The following is a 15,228-nucleotide window of genomic DNA, read 5'->3' on the forward strand; positions in this document are numbered from 1 at the left end:
CCTGGGCGGCCCCGCTCAGGGGGAGACAACGGGCGGCTTCAGTCGGCGTTCTCGGGGCGTTCGCCCTTCGGGCCGCGGCCGCGCTCGGTGCGAGGTCCCTGACTCTGCCACTTCGGATCCTGTTGCAGGGAATCGTTGGCGGCCTCGTTGGCGTCCTGGCCGGAAACCCCCGACTGCTCTGCCTCCTTGCGCAACCTGGCCCTCTTCGTGTCGTACTTCTTGCCTCCGGGCTCGGGCGCGATGATCACCTCCTGGTGCCGGGTGCCCCACGCCTCGCAGGCAGAGACTCCCGGCACGCTGCCGACTCCGTCCACCGGCACCGCAGCCGTAGGACGGAGTACAACGTCAGGGACCAGACAGCGGCGAAGGCCCAGATCCAGCGTGCGCATCCACCGGTCGCGGCGCAGGGCGCTTTCGATCACCGGCTAACCGGTGGCGCCCGGCCGAAGGGCCTGGACAAGATCCTCCGCGCCGTCCGAAGTGACACCTCGGCGGAACCGGGCACCGATCTCGCGGGCGCGCCCTCGGCCCACGGCCGCACACCATTCCCACCACTGGTCCAGCACGGATGTCTCGAGCCGCTCGGCGGGGACGAGTGCGGGCCAGCCGCAGGCGCGTGCCTGCGCCGTCACCTTCGCGCCGCCCTCGACCGGGTCGACGGCCAGCGCGGGAACCCCGGCACGCAGGGCGAGCACCATCCCGTGCAGCCGGTCGGTGACGACCAGGTCGAGCCGGGAGAGTATCGACTCCAGCTGGGCGGGTGTCGCACTCAACCGCCAGTCGCGCACGTCGAGCCGGGTCTCGAGCTCCAGGCGCGCACAGTCCCGGCGGGACAGCCAGCGTGTCACCTCGTCGGCAACCCGCGCATGCTGCCGACGTGCTCCGTACTCCTGCTGACCGTGGGTGAGGATCACCCCGACCACGGGACAGGCGGGGAGGGCGGGCGCGCCGGCTGCCAGGTCCGGCATTGGCTCAGTACCGGGAGCGTCCCGCGCCAGCACGCGGTGGAACCCGGTGACGGCGGGGCTGCCGGGGTCGACGACGGAGGTGCCCACGGCGATCCGCACGCAGTGCGCGAACCGCCGGTGCAGTTCCTCGATCTGCGGACCGTGCAGGGGACCGCAGACGAACACCAGGTGGGAGTAGTCCTCGGGGCGGACCTGCGCCAAGGACAGGCCCTCCGGCCGGAATTGGGGGCTCCAGGCCACATCGTGGTCCAGCCCCACCCGTCGCAAAGCCTCCTGCACCCGGTTCAGCGCGAGCACGTCCCCGGCGGTCGCCTCCCCGTCCAGGAAGGCGAACCACCCCGTCAGCAGGATCCGCGGTCGCTCTGCCACAGCGGCCGGGTGCCCTGCCGTCGTACGGGCAATCACCGTGACGGAACCAGCCGGGGTAGCTGCTCCCCTGGGCCGCGCAGCGGTACGGCGGCGCCCATCGGCGCCGTACCGGTTTCAGTTGTCAGGGAGCCCCTGCCCCACGAGTGAGCCGCCACCTCTCACATGGTGACAGGCCGGCCCGATTCCGCCGGGGGCCGCACGGGACGCGGGACGTCAGACCGTGAGGACGTTGCTCTCCGGAACACTGCTCGTGACCGTGGTCGGCCTTGCGTACGTCATGACGCCGGCACTGATGCACCGATGACCCCCGCACCGGAGCAGGGCGGGGACACCACACGACGCGCACGGCGTGGTGTGCGTCGCTTTCTCCACCACAACAGCCTCGGCCCGTTCTTCCTGACCACGTTCCTGCCCGCCCTCATCGGACAGGCCCTTGCAGGACAGTAGGGCCGCTCGGGCCCCGTGGCGGGGGTCGGATCCCCTGGCAGTCGTGCGGGAGCAATGGGGAGTGTGCCGACACCGGTGAGGCAGCACTGTGGGGGGCGGGCAGGAGCCACCAGGAATGATTCAAGTGATCACGCGTGAAGCTTGCGCGAGCAGCTTCCTGGACCCCGCCTGTTCTGCGTTCACGCCGCTCTCTGTTCTCGTGTTCGGACCAGTGGGGCATGTGGCAGCCGCGCGGTCTCCCCGAGGCGTGGCATGGGGCGGGGCGGTTACTCGTCCGTCATGACTGACACACGGCCACTCGCCCTGATCACCGGTGCGTCCAGCGGAATCGGCCACGAGCTGGCCCGGCAGTTCGCGCTCCACGGTTACGACCTCGTGGTGAACGCCGAAGACGAGTCGTTGGAGTCCGCCGCCCAAGATCTGCGGAACTTGGGCGTGGAGGTCCAAGCTGTGCGCGCCGATCTCCGGACCAGCGAAGGACGGTTCCGGCTCCTGGACGCGCTCGACGGCCTGACGGTCGATGTCGCCGCCCTCAATGCCGGGGTGGGCCAAGGCGGAGCCTTCGTGGACACCGACCTCGCCGACGACCAAGAAGTCATCGACCTCAACGTCACCGCGACCGTGCGGCTGGCCAAGCCGCTGCTTCGAGCCATGGTGGCGCGTGGCGCGGGCCGGCTCGCCTTCACCTCGTCCGTGGCGTCGATGATGCCGGGGTCCTTCCAGCCCGTTTACAACGCGTCCAAGTCGTTCGTGCAGTCCTTCGCCCAAGCGCTGGCGGAGGAGGTGAAGGATACCGGCGTGGCCGTCACCTCGGTCATGCCGGGCCCGACGGACACGGACTTTTTCGACCGGGCGGGCATGGCGGACGACACCCGGTTCGGCACCATGGACAAGGACGATCCCGCGCAGGTGGCCGAGCAGGCGTTCCGAGCGATCGTGGAGGGCGAGAAGAAGGCCGTGACAGGGTCGCTGAAGGCCAAGGCGCAGGGCTTGGCCGGGAAGGTGCTGCCAGACGGAGTCAAGGCGGCGGCCCACCGACGGCTGGCGGAACCGGGGACTGGTGCTCAAGAGAGTTCCGGGCGGCAGGAGTGATGCGGGGGTGACCTGTCGGTGGCTGAACCGCGCCGGTGTCGTGCGGGCCGCCACGGGAACTCCCAGGGGCCATGACTGCCCACCGACTGGTTCCCGAGTCTCTGGCCCTGCTGAGCGAGGGCTACGCCTGGCTGCCCGACCTGATGCGCGCCGAGAACGACGCGGCGCTGAACCTCCGCCTTCTTGGCGTCCCGGCCCTGGCGGTACGGGGCCCGGACGCGGTCCGCTTCTTCTACGACGAGGAGCACGTGCGCCGGCACGGGGCGCTCCCCGGCCCGGTGCTGAGCACCCTCTTCGGCCACGGCGCGGTCCAGGCAGGAACAGCGGTTCGCCGCCCTCGTCACCGAGGTGAGGTCCGGCACGGCCCAGGTCCCCGCGGGTTCGGTGCTGGACCGCGTCTGCCGCCACCTCGACGCCGCGGGCACGGAGCTGACGCCCCGGATCGCCGCGGTGGAACTGCTCAACGTCATCCGGCCCACCACCGCGCTGAGCTGGTTCGTGGCCTTTTCCGCGCACGCCCTGCACCTCTGGCCGGAGCACAAGGAGCGGCTCCGATCGGGCGAGGCTGGATTCGCCACGGCATTCGCCCACGAGGTCCGCCGGTTCTACCCCTCGCGCCGTTCCTCGGCGGCCAGGCCATCACCGACCTGACCTGGCAGGGCCGCCACGTCCCGGCCGGCGGCCTCGTCCTGCTGGACGTCTACGGTCAGAACCACGACGAGCGGCTTCCGCCCGCCGTGCCGGTGCCCGTGTGTTTCCTTCGATCGTGCGCGGGGGACCCGACGCCCGTGGTGGCATACGGAGCAGAACAGCGGGTGCGCCTGCCGGCGCTGCGGGCGGGCTGGCTGACGCAGACGTTCGTCCACTGGCCGTTCCGGCCCGAGGCGGTCCAGGCGCTTCTGCCCGGGGGGCTGGTCGTGGACGAGTACGAGGGGGCCGCCTGGGTGGGGTTCACTCCCTTTGTCATGGCGGACGTGCGACCACCTGGTGTTCCCGCCTCGCTGCCCGGCCTGCCGACGTTCGCGGAGACCAACCTGCGCACGTACGTACGGCACCGTGACGGCCGGGACGGGCTCTGGTTCCTGTCCATCGAGGTCGCCTTCCCCCCGATGGTGGCGGCCCGTGCCATCGGCGCACCGTACAACCCGGGGACCCTCCGGGTGTCCACGGACGGGGACACCGTCTCGTACTCCGGTTCCCGATGGATCGGTGACGCCTCCTACCGCCTGGTCGTCCGGCCTGGCGACCCGATCGATCCGACGGAGCGGGATGTGTGGCTGACCTCGCGCTGGCGGGCGTACACGCGCAGGTTCGGCATGCTCTGGGAGACGCCCGTCGAGCACGAGCCGTGGCCGCTGGCCGACGCCGGCGTCGATGTACTGGAGGAGACGCTGACCGTCGCGGCGGGCCTGCGGGAAGCCCCCCTCGGTGAGCCGCTGGTGCACTTCTCGGAAGGAGTCAGGCATGTACGGCTCGGGCCCTCCAGGCCATGCGGCCCGGAGCGCGTCTCCCAGCTCTCCTGACTCCCCTCGCCCGAATTCTGGCGCCGTCACGCGACGCCCTCGCGTGCGCTTCGACGGCTGGATCGCGGGCATGGGCACCTCCTCCGGCACACGGATCGTGCTCGGACACTGGCAACGGTCGCCCTTCGGAGCGTTCTGCGACGTGATGCTGGAGCGGGCCGACGGGGCCAGGTTGCTGCTGGCCCCCACGTGCGAGACAGCGGACTTCATCAGCGGCACCTACGTCTTCGACACGGTCCGTGTCGTCCCGGTCGAGGTGAGCGTCACGCACGACGCCTGGACCGTCACCGCCGGGCCACTCGACCTGCGTTTCACCACCGGTCGGCGTGGGCTTCTGGGCTTCGCGCTGAGGGCCGTGCCCGGCGCGCTCGCCCGCAGTCCGGCATGGAGCGCGCTGACGGACCGGCCCGCCCGTCTGCTGCTGCCCGGCGTGCGCACCCGCGGCAGCGCCGGACGGGGCCGCCGGGAGTGGTACGGCGCCCGGGACCTGCTGCCGATCCGTGCCGTCTCGGCCGTCTACGGAGGCGCGGACCTCGGGGCGATGGCACCGGTCGAGCCGCCCGTGCGCTTCGGGTTCGGTTCGGCGCCGAGGAACCCCTCCGTCACCCGGGTCACGACGACGGTCGAACTCGGCCCGGATGAGGGCGCCTGGGCAGGGGTACCCGGCCGGAACCTACGAAAGGGATGTCCCTTGAGCAGAATCGGAGTGCGAGGGCCTGCCCACACGCTCGCGGTCGCGCACGGTGCCTTCAACATCGTGGGCGGACTGTGGCCCCTGTTGCACCTGCGCAGCTTCGAGTGGGTCTTCGGCCCGAAGACCGACGTGTGGCTGCAGATGACGACGGGTGGACTGCTTGCCTCTGCCGGCGTCGCCCAGCTCGCTGCGGCCGGGGACGCGCAGGGCCCCGCCCACGCCCGTCGCATCGGTCTGGGCACCGCCGTGACGCTGCTGGCCGTCGACCTGGTCTACGTACCCAAGCGGCGGATCCGGCCGACGTACCTCCTCGATGCCGCGATGCAGACCGGATGGACCGCCGCCTGGCTGCGTTCGTCCTTCGCGCGGAGTACGGGGGACGTCAGGAGCAGCCGACGGTGAACGAGCGGCTCCCGTTCTCACCGCCCGGACGGCGACAACACCCATCGAAGCGCTGTGCACCGTGGTCCCGCCGCTGATCGTCTCGGCGTTGTTCTCGTTCACCGCCCGTGCGAGGCGAAGCCGCTCGCCCTGGCGAAGGAGTCGCGCACACATCATCAGCGTGGTCGGCTTTCAGATGATGCCTGATGCCTGATGCCTGATGCCTGATGCCTGATGCCTGATGCCTGATGCCTGATGCCTGACGGAGCCACGCGCCGAGAGGGGACCGCCCTTCGCGCCGCCCGCTTGCTGCCCCGGCCGGCTCTCCCCGAGTCGACCGGGTCGTTCTCAGGTGCCGTTCGTGGCTTGCCCGCGGCGACACAGGGCACCTGACATGCGCGGATCGGCGTCCGCCGAGGGGACAGGGCCTCGCGAGTCGGCGGTGGCCGTCCGCTCGGACGACACAGGGAGACACGTGACAGTGGGCACCGGGGTACATGCGTCAGCGCGGAGGGCCGGATGACGGCCGAGGCGATGAAACGGCGCGGCTGGTCGCGGAAACCGCGGTGGGTACCCCCGGCGAGGAGGTTCCCCGGCGGGTGTGCGCGGCGGTGTGCGAGGGGCTCGGCGTGGACGGCGCCACCTTGTCGTTGCTCACCGACACTCCCTCCCGGCAGCTGCTCACCGCGTCGGACGCCGCCCTGCTGCTGGAGGAGATCCAGTTCACGGTGCTTGAGGGGCCCTGCATCAGTGCCGCGCAGACCGGCGAGCCCGTGGCCGTGGACGACCTGCGGCACGAACTGACGCCCTGGCCGCTTTTCGGGGCGATGGCGTGCGAGAAGCTGCCGGGGGTGGGCTCGGTGTACGCGCTCCCCTTGTTCTTCGGCGACTACGTCCTCGGGTCGGTCGACCTGCTGGCGACGCGGCCCCGCGCTCTCGGTGAGGACGCCCTGGAGCAGGCTTCCCACGTGGCCGACGCGGTGACCGCGGCGCTCATGCCCACCCGCGAGATGCTGCTCACGGGGAACGACGCCCCGGCGTGGGAGCCGGAACGCTCATACGCCGCGCTCCCCACCTGGAACTGCTCCGCGACCCCGAGCTCTCCGTCGTCCTCCTCCACCGCACCGGCTGGACGACCCAGGACTACCAGGCATGGTCGCAGCGGCTGCTCGCCGGCCGGACCGGCTTCGTCGCCCCCCGATGGGAAGGCCGGACCGTCGGACGGCTCGCCTTCCTGCATCCGGCCACCTCGCTCGACATGGTCCGGGAGATCCTCGACACCGTGGCATGAGCAGCCGAACGGCAGCCCGGCCTCCCCTCGTCCGCCCGCTGGCGAGAGACCGCGAGGCCACCTAGCCTCTCCTGCATGAGGCCGAGGCGGGCACGGGTCGAGGACGTGCACGAACTGGCGTTGGCGATGCCGCACGTCACGGTGGAGCACGGGGTGCACGGGAAACCGGTCTACCAGGTCGGCCGCAAGTCCTTTGTGTTCTTCCGAACTCCCCGGCCGGACGCGGTCGATCCGCAGACCGGTGAGCGCTACCCGGACGTCATCATGTTCTGGGTGCCGTCCGAGGGGGACAAGGCAGCGCTGGTCCAGGATCCCGGCTCCCCGTTCTTCACCACGCCGCATTTCGACGGGCACCCGTCGGTGTTGCTGCGGGCGAGCCGGATCGGCGAACTCACCCACCAGGAGCTCAAAGAGCTCATCGAGGACGCCTGGCTGTCGCGGGCCTCGCCCCGGCGGCGGGCCGCCTGGCTCGCGGCCATGGGAGATCCTCCGACCGGGCGACGCTGACCAGCGCTTTGGCGTCTGCGACCGCCGCACGGGTCCAGAAGTCGCACGGGTGCCGGATCGCGAAGTCGGTCGAGACGTGAGTGCTGCCCGGAGCCAGGGTCAGGGCGGTGTACGGGGCACCGACAGGGGGCCACGGAGTCTGCCCCGGGACATTCGAGTCCCGGTGCGGTCGAACGCCGCCCAGCGGCGCTTCATGTCGTCGCCGAGCATGGGCTGTTCCGGGGTGAGGGGGCGGTCCCCCATGGTGAAGTCGTGCGCCTCTGACGAGCACAGAACTGCTCGGTGATGTCAGCTGCCGCCTGAGACAGGGCGCACACTCGGCATGAACGTTCCGCAGGGGCGCAGGCACCTCGGCGTGACCCCGCGTCTGCGGTCGTTCGTGCCCGTGCCATGGTCGACGACGAAGGAAGCCAGTACGGCGGCGCACACGGATGTGCGTCATTGCCGGTCACGAGTGGGCGGGGATTCGACTCATTCTCAGCCTGCTCCGGCCAGTTTGGGCATTGGTTCGGGCGAAGCCATCCGGCTGTGGTCGGGACGTGCCGTTGCGCCGAGACCGATGGGAGGGTTGCGCGATGCGGTCCCGTACGGGGGTCTGACTCTTGAGATCTTTGACCGAAGTGTCCAGTCACAGGCATGTCGACCGTCGTTGCGGGATGCTTTCCGCTGTCACCGAGCCACAGGGCGTGTCCCTATAAGGGCCTTGCCGAGTCCAGGCGCCATCACGGTTCAGACCGTCCGGGCAGACCGGTGCCGTTCACCCAGCCAGCACGTCACCACGTGGGAGGCGAACCCTCGTGACGACCCGACAGCGCAGCACCTCCTCGAGCACGGATCCGCCCGTTCGGCGCGAGGTCGTCCTGAGCTTGGGCAATGCCGAGCTGTTCCGCACCTGCGCGACCCTCAGCCTCCCTGATGGTGGGGGAGATGAGGACGCGGTGGCCCAGGCCACCCACACGACGTTGCGCATGCTCGCCGAGCGCATCGAACAGCTCACCGGACAGGTCAATGAGCTGAACCAGCGCCTGACCCGGCTCGTCGAACGTCACGCCCCACAGCTGCTCGTGCCGGTGGGTATCGGTCCGGACAGCGCCGTCACCCTCCTGATCACCATGGGGGACAATCCCGAGCGGCTGAACACCGAGGCGTCCTTTGCTGCTCTTTGCGGAGTCAGCCCCATCGAGTACTCCTCCGGCCGGCGGCGCACGCGCCGGCTCAACCACGGCGGCGACCGGCAGGCCAACGCCGCCCTGCACCGGATCGTCTTCACCCGCCTGCGCCACGACCCCCGCACCCAGGCGTGCTACGAACGCCGCACCCAGGAGGGCAAGACCCGCCGTGAGATCATCCGATGCCTCAAACGGTATGCCGCCCGCGAGGTCTTTAACCTGGTCAGACCGGTGCCCAGCACCCCCGCGTTATAGGGGCGTCCGTGAGACGTGAGAGGGTCTGACGCGTGAGTGAGACACCGTCGAACACCCTGCAATACCGCTTTGACGGGCCAGAAGAGGCTCCCGTCCTGATCTTGGGACCCTCACTGGGCACCACATGGCATATGTGGGATCGCCAGGTGCCCGAGCTGGTGAAGCAGTGGCGGATCTTCCGTTTCGATCTGCCCGGGCACGGTGGCGCCCCCGCACGCCCGTCCGGGTCGGTCACCGACCTGGCCGCCCGTCTGCTCGCCACGCTCGACGCGGCCGGCGTACGGCGTTTCGGTTACGCCGGCTGTGCGCTCGGCGGCGCGATCGGCACCGAACTGGCGCTGCGCCACCCCGAGCGGCTTGCCTCGCTCGCGCTGATCGCCGCCTCACCCCGGTTCGGGACGGCCGACGAGTTCCGCCAGCGCGGGGTGATCGTCCGCACGAACGGGCTCGACCCCATCGCCCGTACCTCCCCCGAACGCTGGTTCACCAGCGGCTTCGCCGCCGCGCAGCCCGCGATCACCGAGTGGGCCGTACAGATGGTCCGCACCACCGACCCCGGCTGCTACATCGCGGCCTGCGAATCGCTCGCCTCCTTCGACGTACGGGGCGACCTGGCCCGCGTCGGTGTGCCCACCCTCGTCCTCGTCGGCTCCGACGACCAGGTCACCGGCCCCGCCGAGGCCCGCACCCTGGTCGCGGGGATCCCGGACGCCCGCCTCGCGGTGGTGCCCGGCGCCTCCCATCTGGTCCCGGTCGAGCAGCCGGCGGCCGTCACCGATCTCCTCGTCCGCCACTTCTCGACGGCATGGCAGCCCGCGTACGACCTCGGCACCGGCCAGACGGCCATTTCGGCGGCCCCGGCCAAGCCGGTCCTGGCCGCGCCCTCGCCGACCACCCCCATCGCGGAGATCGCCCCGCCCGCCGTACTGCCCGCGGGGCAGGGCCGTCCGGATCAGTACGACGCGGGGATGAAGGTCCGGCGTGAGGTGCTCGGCGACGCGCACGTGGACCGGGCGCTCGCACAGGCGGACGAGTTCTCCGGCGACTTCCAGGACTTCGTCACCAGATACGCGTGGGGCGAGATCTGGAACCGGCCCGGCCTCGACCGGCGCTCCCGCAGCTGTGTCACCCTCACCGCCCTCGTCGCGGGCGGCCACCTCGACGAACTCGCCTTCCACACGCGCGCCGCCCTGCGCAACGGCCTCACCCCGGTCGAGATCAGGGAAGTACTCCTCCAGGCCGCCGTCTACTGCGGGGTACCGGCCGCGAACAGCGCGTTCAAGGTGGCCCAGCAGGTCATCCGCGAGGAGACGACGCCCGACGTGTGACCCGCCGCAGCAGGGTAGTGAAAGCACCAGCCCCAGGCGCTCAGGGACCGGGCCCGCGCGGCAGGATGGAACCATGAAGCTCACGAAGATGTCGCACGCCTGCATCCGCCTGGAGAAGAACGGGCAGACGCTCGTCCTCGACCCCGGGGGATTCAGCGAGGAGGACGCCGCGGCCGGCGCCGACGCGATCCTGGTCACCCACGAGCACGCCGACCACTTCGACGAGGGAAGGCTGCGTGCCGCTCTGGACGCCAACCCGGCTGCCGAGCTCTGGACCCTCGCCGCGGTCGCGGAGCAGCTCTCCGGGGCCTTCCCGGGCCGCGTCCACACCGTAGGTCACGGCGACACGTTCACCGCCGCCGGCTTCGACGTCCAGGTCCACGGCGAACTGCACGCCGTGATCCACCCGGACATCCCGCGCATCACCAACGTCGGCTTCCTCGTCGACGGCGCGGTCCTCCACCCCGGCGACGCCCTCACCGTCCCGAACCATCCGGTCGACACGCTGCTCCTCCCGGTCATGGCCCCGTGGAGCAAGCTGTCCGAGGTCGTCGACTACGTCCGCGAGGTCAAGCCGCAGCGCGCCTACGACATCCACGACGCCCTCCTCACGGACCTCGCCCGCCCCATCTACGACCGGCTGGTCGGCGGCCTGGGCGGCTCCGAGCACCTGCGCCTGGCGCCGGGGACGTCGGCGGAGGTCTGAGGGGGGTTGTCAGACCCGGCGGGTAGGTTGTGGGGCATGCGTATCGCGACCTGGAACGTGAACTCGATCACCGCCCGCCTGCCGAGGCTGCTGGCCTGGCTGGAGAGCACCGGCACGGATGTGCTCTGCCTCCAGGAGGCCAAGGTCGCCGCCGAGCAGTTCCCGTCCGACCAACTCCGCGAGCTGGGCTACGAGGTGGCGGTCAACGCCACGGGCAGATGGAACGGCGTCGCGGTGATCTCCCGCGTGGGCCTGGAGGGCGTGGTGCGGGGCCTGCCCGGCGACCCCGGCTACGAGGGCGTCGAGGAGGCCCGCGCCATCTCCGCGACGTGCGGCCCGGTCCGCGTCTGGTCGGTGTATGTGCCCAACGGCCGCGAGGTGGCCCACCCCCACTACGTCTACAAGCTCGGCTGGTTCGAGGCCCTGAAGGAGGCGGTCGCGAAGGACGCGGCGGGCAGCCGCCCGTTCGCGGTCCTGGGCGACTACAACGTGGCGCCGACGGACGACGACGTCTATGACGTGGCCGCCTTCGAGGGCCTCACCCACGTCACCCCGGCGGAACGCGCCGCCTTGGCGGCCCTGCGTGAGGCCGGCCTGACGGACGTGGTCCCCCGCCCCCTGAAGTACGACCACCCGTACACGTACTGGGACTACCGCCAGCTCTGCTTCCCGAAGAACCGGGGCATGCGCATCGACCTGGTCTACGGCAACGAGGCTTTCGCCGGGGCAGTGAAGGACGCGTACGTCGACCGCGAGGAGAGGAAGGGGAAGGGCGCGTCGGACCACGCGCCGGTGGTGGTGGACCTGGAGGTGTAAAAACACAGCGCCGGACGCGCATCCCCCACCCGTCCGGCGTTTGAGGACGAGCGCCTTCAGCGCGACTGGGGGTCTGGGGGCGGAGCCCCCAGGTACGGCGGGCCACCACCCACCACGGCGCCTACGGAACCAACGCCCCGAGATCCACCGCCCCCGCCAGCGCAGCCAACCCCGCATCCCCGGGATGCAAGTGATCCCCACTGTCGTACGCGGCCAGCAACCGCGTCGGCCGCGCCGGATCCCGCAGCACCGCGTCGAAGTCGAGGACCCCGTCGAAACCGGAGCCGGAACCGGACGCGGCCTCCTCCCGGATCCATGTGTTCACGGCCGCGCGCTGCCCGTCGACCGCTGACGTGCACCGTGCCTCACCTCCGCACGGTCCGATGGTGGCGACCAGCACCCGTACCCCGCGCGCCCGCGCCCGCTCCGCCAGTTCCAGCAGCCCGGCGATGACGTTGTCCGCCGTCGCACCGTTGCGCAGGTCGTTCACGCCCTGGAAGACGATCGCCGTACGGGCCGAGGTCTGGGCGAGGACGTCCCGGTCCAGGCGGTGCAGGGCGCTCACCCCGCCCGAGTCGGCCGAGACACCGTCGCCCGGGTAGCGGTCGGTGAGGACACGGTTCGCGGAGATGCCCTGGTTGAGCACGCCGTACGGGGGAACCGTGTGCTGGGCCCGCAGACGGTCGGCGAGCACATCGGGCCAGCGCCGGTTCGCCTCCAGGGTCGAGCCTTCGCCGTCGGTGATCGAATCGCCGAGCACCACGACCGACCCGGGCCCGGCCCCGACGTCCACCCCGGTCAGCAGCGGCCACGTCGTCAGGACCGAGGTGTACGGCGCCGGGGTGCTGTCCGCCGTGTGGTCGCCCGGCTCGCTGACGTACGAGCGTTGCTGGGTGAGCCGGTGCAGCGGGGCCGCCGTCACGGTGCCGGGCAGATGGAAGCTCACCAGCAGATTGGCGTCCGCGGGCACCGCGAAGTCCAGCGGGTCGCTGAACGCCTGTGCTCCCGCCGGGAGTTCGGCGCCCCGCGCGCCCCGGAACGTCAGCGGCACCGGCGTACCGGTCGGCGTGGCGCCCGTCGCCTGCACCGCCACCGTCGCGTTGCCGATCCGTACCGGCGCCGAGGCGAACGTGTTGTCGAAGCGGAGCCGTACCCGTGGCCCGCCGGCCGACGTGTGCACCACCAGCCGTAGCGTCCGGTCGGTCCACGGGCCGACAGTCGCGTACGTCGAGGTCGGCGCCGCCCAGCTGCCCGTCCAGCCGGCCGCGTCGGGCCGTACCGAGAGGGCGAACACATGCAGGTCGACGGCGTACGGCAACCGGACGGAGGCGACCTCGCGCCCGCGCGTGATCGGCACGGTGACGACGAACAGCCGTGCCCTCTGGGTGAGTTGGCCGCCGGGCGTGTTCACGTGCGGCAGCGCGACCGTCTTGCCACCGAGGGGGCCGGCGCGCCAGTCGGGGGCGGTCAGCCGGTACGTGGACTGCGTGCCGTCCACATACGAGACGGTGCCCCCGCCGCTCACGTCGGCGCCGCCGGTGCCGGCCACGAGGAACGCGAGGGCGTCGCCCTTGCCCTGGACGCGTACGGGCTGGCCGGCGGCGCGGACGTTGTCGGGCTCGCCCGGTTCGCCGTGCGGCCAGGTCAGCCGGGCGCCCTGGACGGTGAGGGCGCGGCCCCTGGTCCAGCCGGCGGCCGTGAGGTCCTGGGCCGACAGGGAGGCACCCGAGCCGTCGAAGTCGGCCGTGTCGGGCCGGCCGTCGTCGCTGACGGCGGTGTTGTCGAAGTACCGGGTGAGGGGGAGGGGTTCGGTGGCCCGCGTCGAGGAGGACAGGGGTGTCAGGGTCGCGACGAGGGCGAGGATGATGCCCGGCCCCGAGAGACGCCGGAGTCCCGGTGCCCGCTCGCCTCGGCACATCTCTGCGTCCTCCCGGTCCGCTCGGCCCGCCACCCAGCGCAGTGCGAAGCTAAGGAACTGCCCGGGGGCCCGTCAATTCGGCGGCCGCGGCGGACGGGAGCCCACCGGGAACTTGGCCGGAACCGGCGTCTTGGCGCGCCCAGTGGTGCGGTCGGCCGTGTCGATGACAGGCTGGACGTATGAACATCCCTTTCCTGGGCAACTGGCGTAAGCGGCACGGACCCGCCCGAGGCGTGGCGGTGTTCTCCGAGGGTGAGCCGGACCCCGAGGCGGTCGCCGGGCTTCTTTCCGAGTGCGAGCTGCTGCGCTCCCAGGCGGAGGGGGCGGGAGTCGAACTCGACGACTCCGTCGCCTCGTTGGAGGCGCTGGATCAGCTACTGCCGGGCTGGCGGGACGACGAGGATGCGCTGTCCTGGCTCGGCAACGACGCGGGTCTCTACCTCGGCACGGTCATCGTGCGGACGGTCCCCGGTGCCGTCTGGGACTTCTGGCCGAACGGTCAGCCCGTCGTACGGCTGTCGTCGGGCCGTGAGTTCGACGTCGTCGCCTCCGGTCACGAGTGGGCCTCCAGCGGAGCCCCCGAGTTGTCGCAGCTGTACGCGGAGGTCGCGGAGGCTTAGCCACGGCGACCACATTTGTAGTAAATACGGCTAATGCCCGTAATGTGCGTGTCGTGCATCAACTCCACTCCTGCCTGGATAGTTTGCGGCAACCACGACACAGCTGAGAAGTGAGTAGGGCTGGGCATGGCTGTCGATCCGCTGATCGAACTGCATGAAGTCAACAAACACTTCGGTGACCTGCATGTTCTCCAGGACATCAACCTCACCGTCGGCCGGGGGGAGGTGGTCGTGGTCATCGGCCCCTCGGGGTCGGGCAAGTCCACTCTGTGCAGGGCGATCAACCGGCTGGAGCCGATCGGTTCCGGGACGATCCGGCTCGACGGACAACTGCTGCCCGACGAGGGCAAGCCCCTCGCCCGGCTCCGTGCCGAAGTCGGGATGGTCTTCCAGTCGTTCAACCTCTTCGCCCACAAGACCGTCCTCCAGAACGTCTCGCTGGGCCAGGTCAAGGTCCGTGGACGCAAGAAGGAGGAGGCCGACAGGCGTTCTCGTGAACTCCTCGACCGCGTCGGCCTCGCCTCGCAGGCTCCGAAGTACCCGGCACAGCTCTCCGGCGGCCAGCAGCAGCGGGTCGCCATCGCGCGCGCCCTGGCCATGGACCCCAAGGTCATGCTCTTCGACGAGCCGACGTCCGCTCTCGACCCGGAGATGATCAACGAGGTCCTGGAGGTCATGCAGCAACTCGCCCGCGAGGGCATGACGATGGTCGTCGTCACCCACGAGATGGGCTTCGCCCGCTCGGCCGCCAACCGGGTCGTCTTCATGGCCGACGGCCGTATCGTCGAGGACCGCAGCCCCGAGGAGTTCTTCACCAACCCGCGCAGCGACCGCGCCAAGGACTTCCTCTCCAAGATTCTCAAACACTGAGGCTTCCCGGGCAACGCGACGATGAGGTCAACTGTGATGGTTGTAAAGGGAGTTGAGGGTGCCGTTGAACCCGCTGACGGACAACCTCCCGACGACGGACCGGGCCGGGAGACCGGCCGCGCCGAACCTCGACTACGATTTGCTGTTCATCCCCATCGGGACGGGGACCGAGGCCGCGGCCGTGGTGCCGGCCGAATCAGGGACGCTGCTGCCAGGCGGGCAGTGGTAGGAGGGCATGTGTTCGCCCGGCGGCAGCCGGAGATCACTGCTCGCG

At 70.8% G+C, this 15,228-nt stretch carries 16 protein-coding genes and 2 pseudogenes; 14 read left to right on the forward strand and 4 right to left on the reverse strand.

Features of this window, described 5'->3' with window-relative positions; translation table 11 throughout:
* Positions 1–38: 38 nt before the first annotated feature.
* A complete protein-coding gene (locus tag ADL01_RS01220) occupies positions 39–296 on the reverse strand; it encodes a hypothetical protein (RefSeq protein WP_234354448.1) in 258 nt (85 codons plus the stop codon).
* Positions 297–425: 129 nt separating this feature from the next.
* Positions 426–1,337: a polysaccharide pyruvyl transferase family protein gene (locus ADL01_RS01225; protein WP_053739958.1), complete on the reverse strand. Its 912-nt coding sequence runs from the start codon at positions 1,335–1,337 to the stop codon at positions 426–428.
* Positions 1,338–2,063: 726 nt separating this feature from the next.
* Here ADL01_RS01225 and ADL01_RS01230 point away from each other — a divergent pair.
* From ADL01_RS01230 to ADL01_RS01255, 7 genes and pseudogenes are all read left to right on the forward strand, one after another.
* Positions 2,064–2,876, forward strand: coding sequence for an SDR family NAD(P)-dependent oxidoreductase (locus tag ADL01_RS01230; protein ID WP_053740007.1), 813 nt, complete (start codon positions 2,064–2,066; stop codon positions 2,874–2,876).
* Between the two features lie 348 nt (positions 2,877–3,224).
* Positions 3,225–3,527 (forward strand): hypothetical protein, encoded by a 303-nt coding sequence (locus ADL01_RS47390; RefSeq protein ID WP_053739959.1) that lies wholly within the window; start codon positions 3,225–3,227, stop codon positions 3,525–3,527.
* Between the two features lie 137 nt (positions 3,528–3,664).
* Positions 3,665–4,399 (forward strand): YqjF family protein, encoded by a 735-nt coding sequence (locus ADL01_RS01240; RefSeq protein WP_053739960.1) that lies wholly within the window; start codon positions 3,665–3,667, stop codon positions 4,397–4,399.
* Between the two features lie 70 nt (positions 4,400–4,469).
* Positions 4,470–5,039: pseudogene (locus tag ADL01_RS01245) on the forward strand (hypothetical protein); the annotation flags it as partial.
* A 932-nt stretch (positions 5,040–5,971) separates the two neighbouring features.
* Positions 5,972–6,457, forward strand: a pseudogene (locus tag ADL01_RS47615) (GAF domain-containing protein); the annotation flags it as partial.
* A gap of 56 nt (positions 6,458–6,513) precedes the next feature.
* On the forward strand, positions 6,514–6,765 hold the full coding sequence (locus ADL01_RS45610) for a hypothetical protein (RefSeq protein ID WP_053739961.1): 252 nt from the start codon (positions 6,514–6,516) through the stop codon (positions 6,763–6,765).
* Positions 6,766–6,840: 75 nt separating this feature from the next.
* Positions 6,841–7,272: an MmcQ/YjbR family DNA-binding protein gene (locus tag ADL01_RS01255; protein ID WP_053739962.1), complete on the forward strand. Its 432-nt coding sequence runs from the start codon at positions 6,841–6,843 to the stop codon at positions 7,270–7,272.
* Between the two features lie 99 nt (positions 7,273–7,371).
* On the opposite strand, the gene ADL01_RS44420 is transcribed toward ADL01_RS01255, so the two are convergent.
* Positions 7,372–7,515, reverse strand: coding sequence for a hypothetical protein (locus ADL01_RS44420; RefSeq protein ID WP_159049419.1), 144 nt, complete (start codon positions 7,513–7,515; stop codon positions 7,372–7,374).
* A gap of 623 nt (positions 7,516–8,138) precedes the next feature.
* On the opposite strand from ADL01_RS44420, the gene ADL01_RS01260 reads away from it, so the two are divergent.
* The 4 genes from ADL01_RS01260 (at position 8,139) to ADL01_RS01275 (ending at position 11,546) form a co-directional block, all read left to right on the forward strand.
* Complete coding sequence (locus ADL01_RS01260; RefSeq protein ID WP_234354449.1) at positions 8,139–8,696, forward strand: transposase; 558 nt, start codon at positions 8,139–8,141, stop codon at positions 8,694–8,696.
* A 32-nt stretch (positions 8,697–8,728) separates the two neighbouring features.
* Positions 8,729–10,024 carry a 4-carboxymuconolactone decarboxylase gene (gene pcaC / locus ADL01_RS01265; protein WP_053739964.1) on the forward strand — a complete coding sequence of 432 codons (1,296 nt, stop codon included), beginning with the start codon at positions 8,729–8,731 and terminating at the stop codon, positions 10,022–10,024.
* Between the two features lie 73 nt (positions 10,025–10,097).
* Positions 10,098–10,730, forward strand: a complete 633-nt coding sequence (locus ADL01_RS01270; RefSeq protein ID WP_053739965.1) for an MBL fold metallo-hydrolase — start codon at positions 10,098–10,100, stop codon at positions 10,728–10,730.
* 36 nt (positions 10,731–10,766) lie between these two features.
* Entirely contained in the window at positions 10,767–11,546 is a 780-nt protein-coding gene (locus ADL01_RS01275; RefSeq protein WP_053739966.1) for an exodeoxyribonuclease III, read from the forward strand.
* Between the two features lie 121 nt (positions 11,547–11,667).
* On the opposite strand, the gene ADL01_RS01280 is transcribed toward ADL01_RS01275, so the two are convergent.
* A complete protein-coding gene (locus ADL01_RS01280) occupies positions 11,668–13,464 on the reverse strand; it encodes an SGNH/GDSL hydrolase family protein (protein ID WP_053739967.1) in 1,797 nt (598 codons plus the stop codon).
* A gap of 179 nt (positions 13,465–13,643) precedes the next feature.
* On the opposite strand from ADL01_RS01280, the gene ADL01_RS01285 reads away from it, so the two are divergent.
* From ADL01_RS01285 to ADL01_RS44425, 3 genes are all read left to right on the forward strand, one after another.
* Positions 13,644–14,084, forward strand: coding sequence for a DUF6278 family protein (locus ADL01_RS01285; RefSeq protein ID WP_053739968.1), 441 nt, complete (start codon positions 13,644–13,646; stop codon positions 14,082–14,084).
* Between the two features lie 126 nt (positions 14,085–14,210).
* Positions 14,211–14,954, forward strand: a complete 744-nt coding sequence (locus ADL01_RS01290; protein ID WP_053739969.1) for an amino acid ABC transporter ATP-binding protein — start codon at positions 14,211–14,213, stop codon at positions 14,952–14,954.
* A 58-nt stretch (positions 14,955–15,012) separates the two neighbouring features.
* Positions 15,013–15,183: a hypothetical protein gene (locus ADL01_RS44425; RefSeq protein ID WP_159049420.1), complete on the forward strand. Its 171-nt coding sequence runs from the start codon at positions 15,013–15,015 to the stop codon at positions 15,181–15,183.
* Positions 15,184–15,228: the final 45 nt, after the last annotated feature.

The sequence above is a fragment of the Streptomyces sp. NRRL WC-3618 genome (assembly GCF_001280005.1).
Classification (GTDB): domain Bacteria; phylum Actinomycetota; class Actinomycetes; order Streptomycetales; family Streptomycetaceae; genus Streptomyces.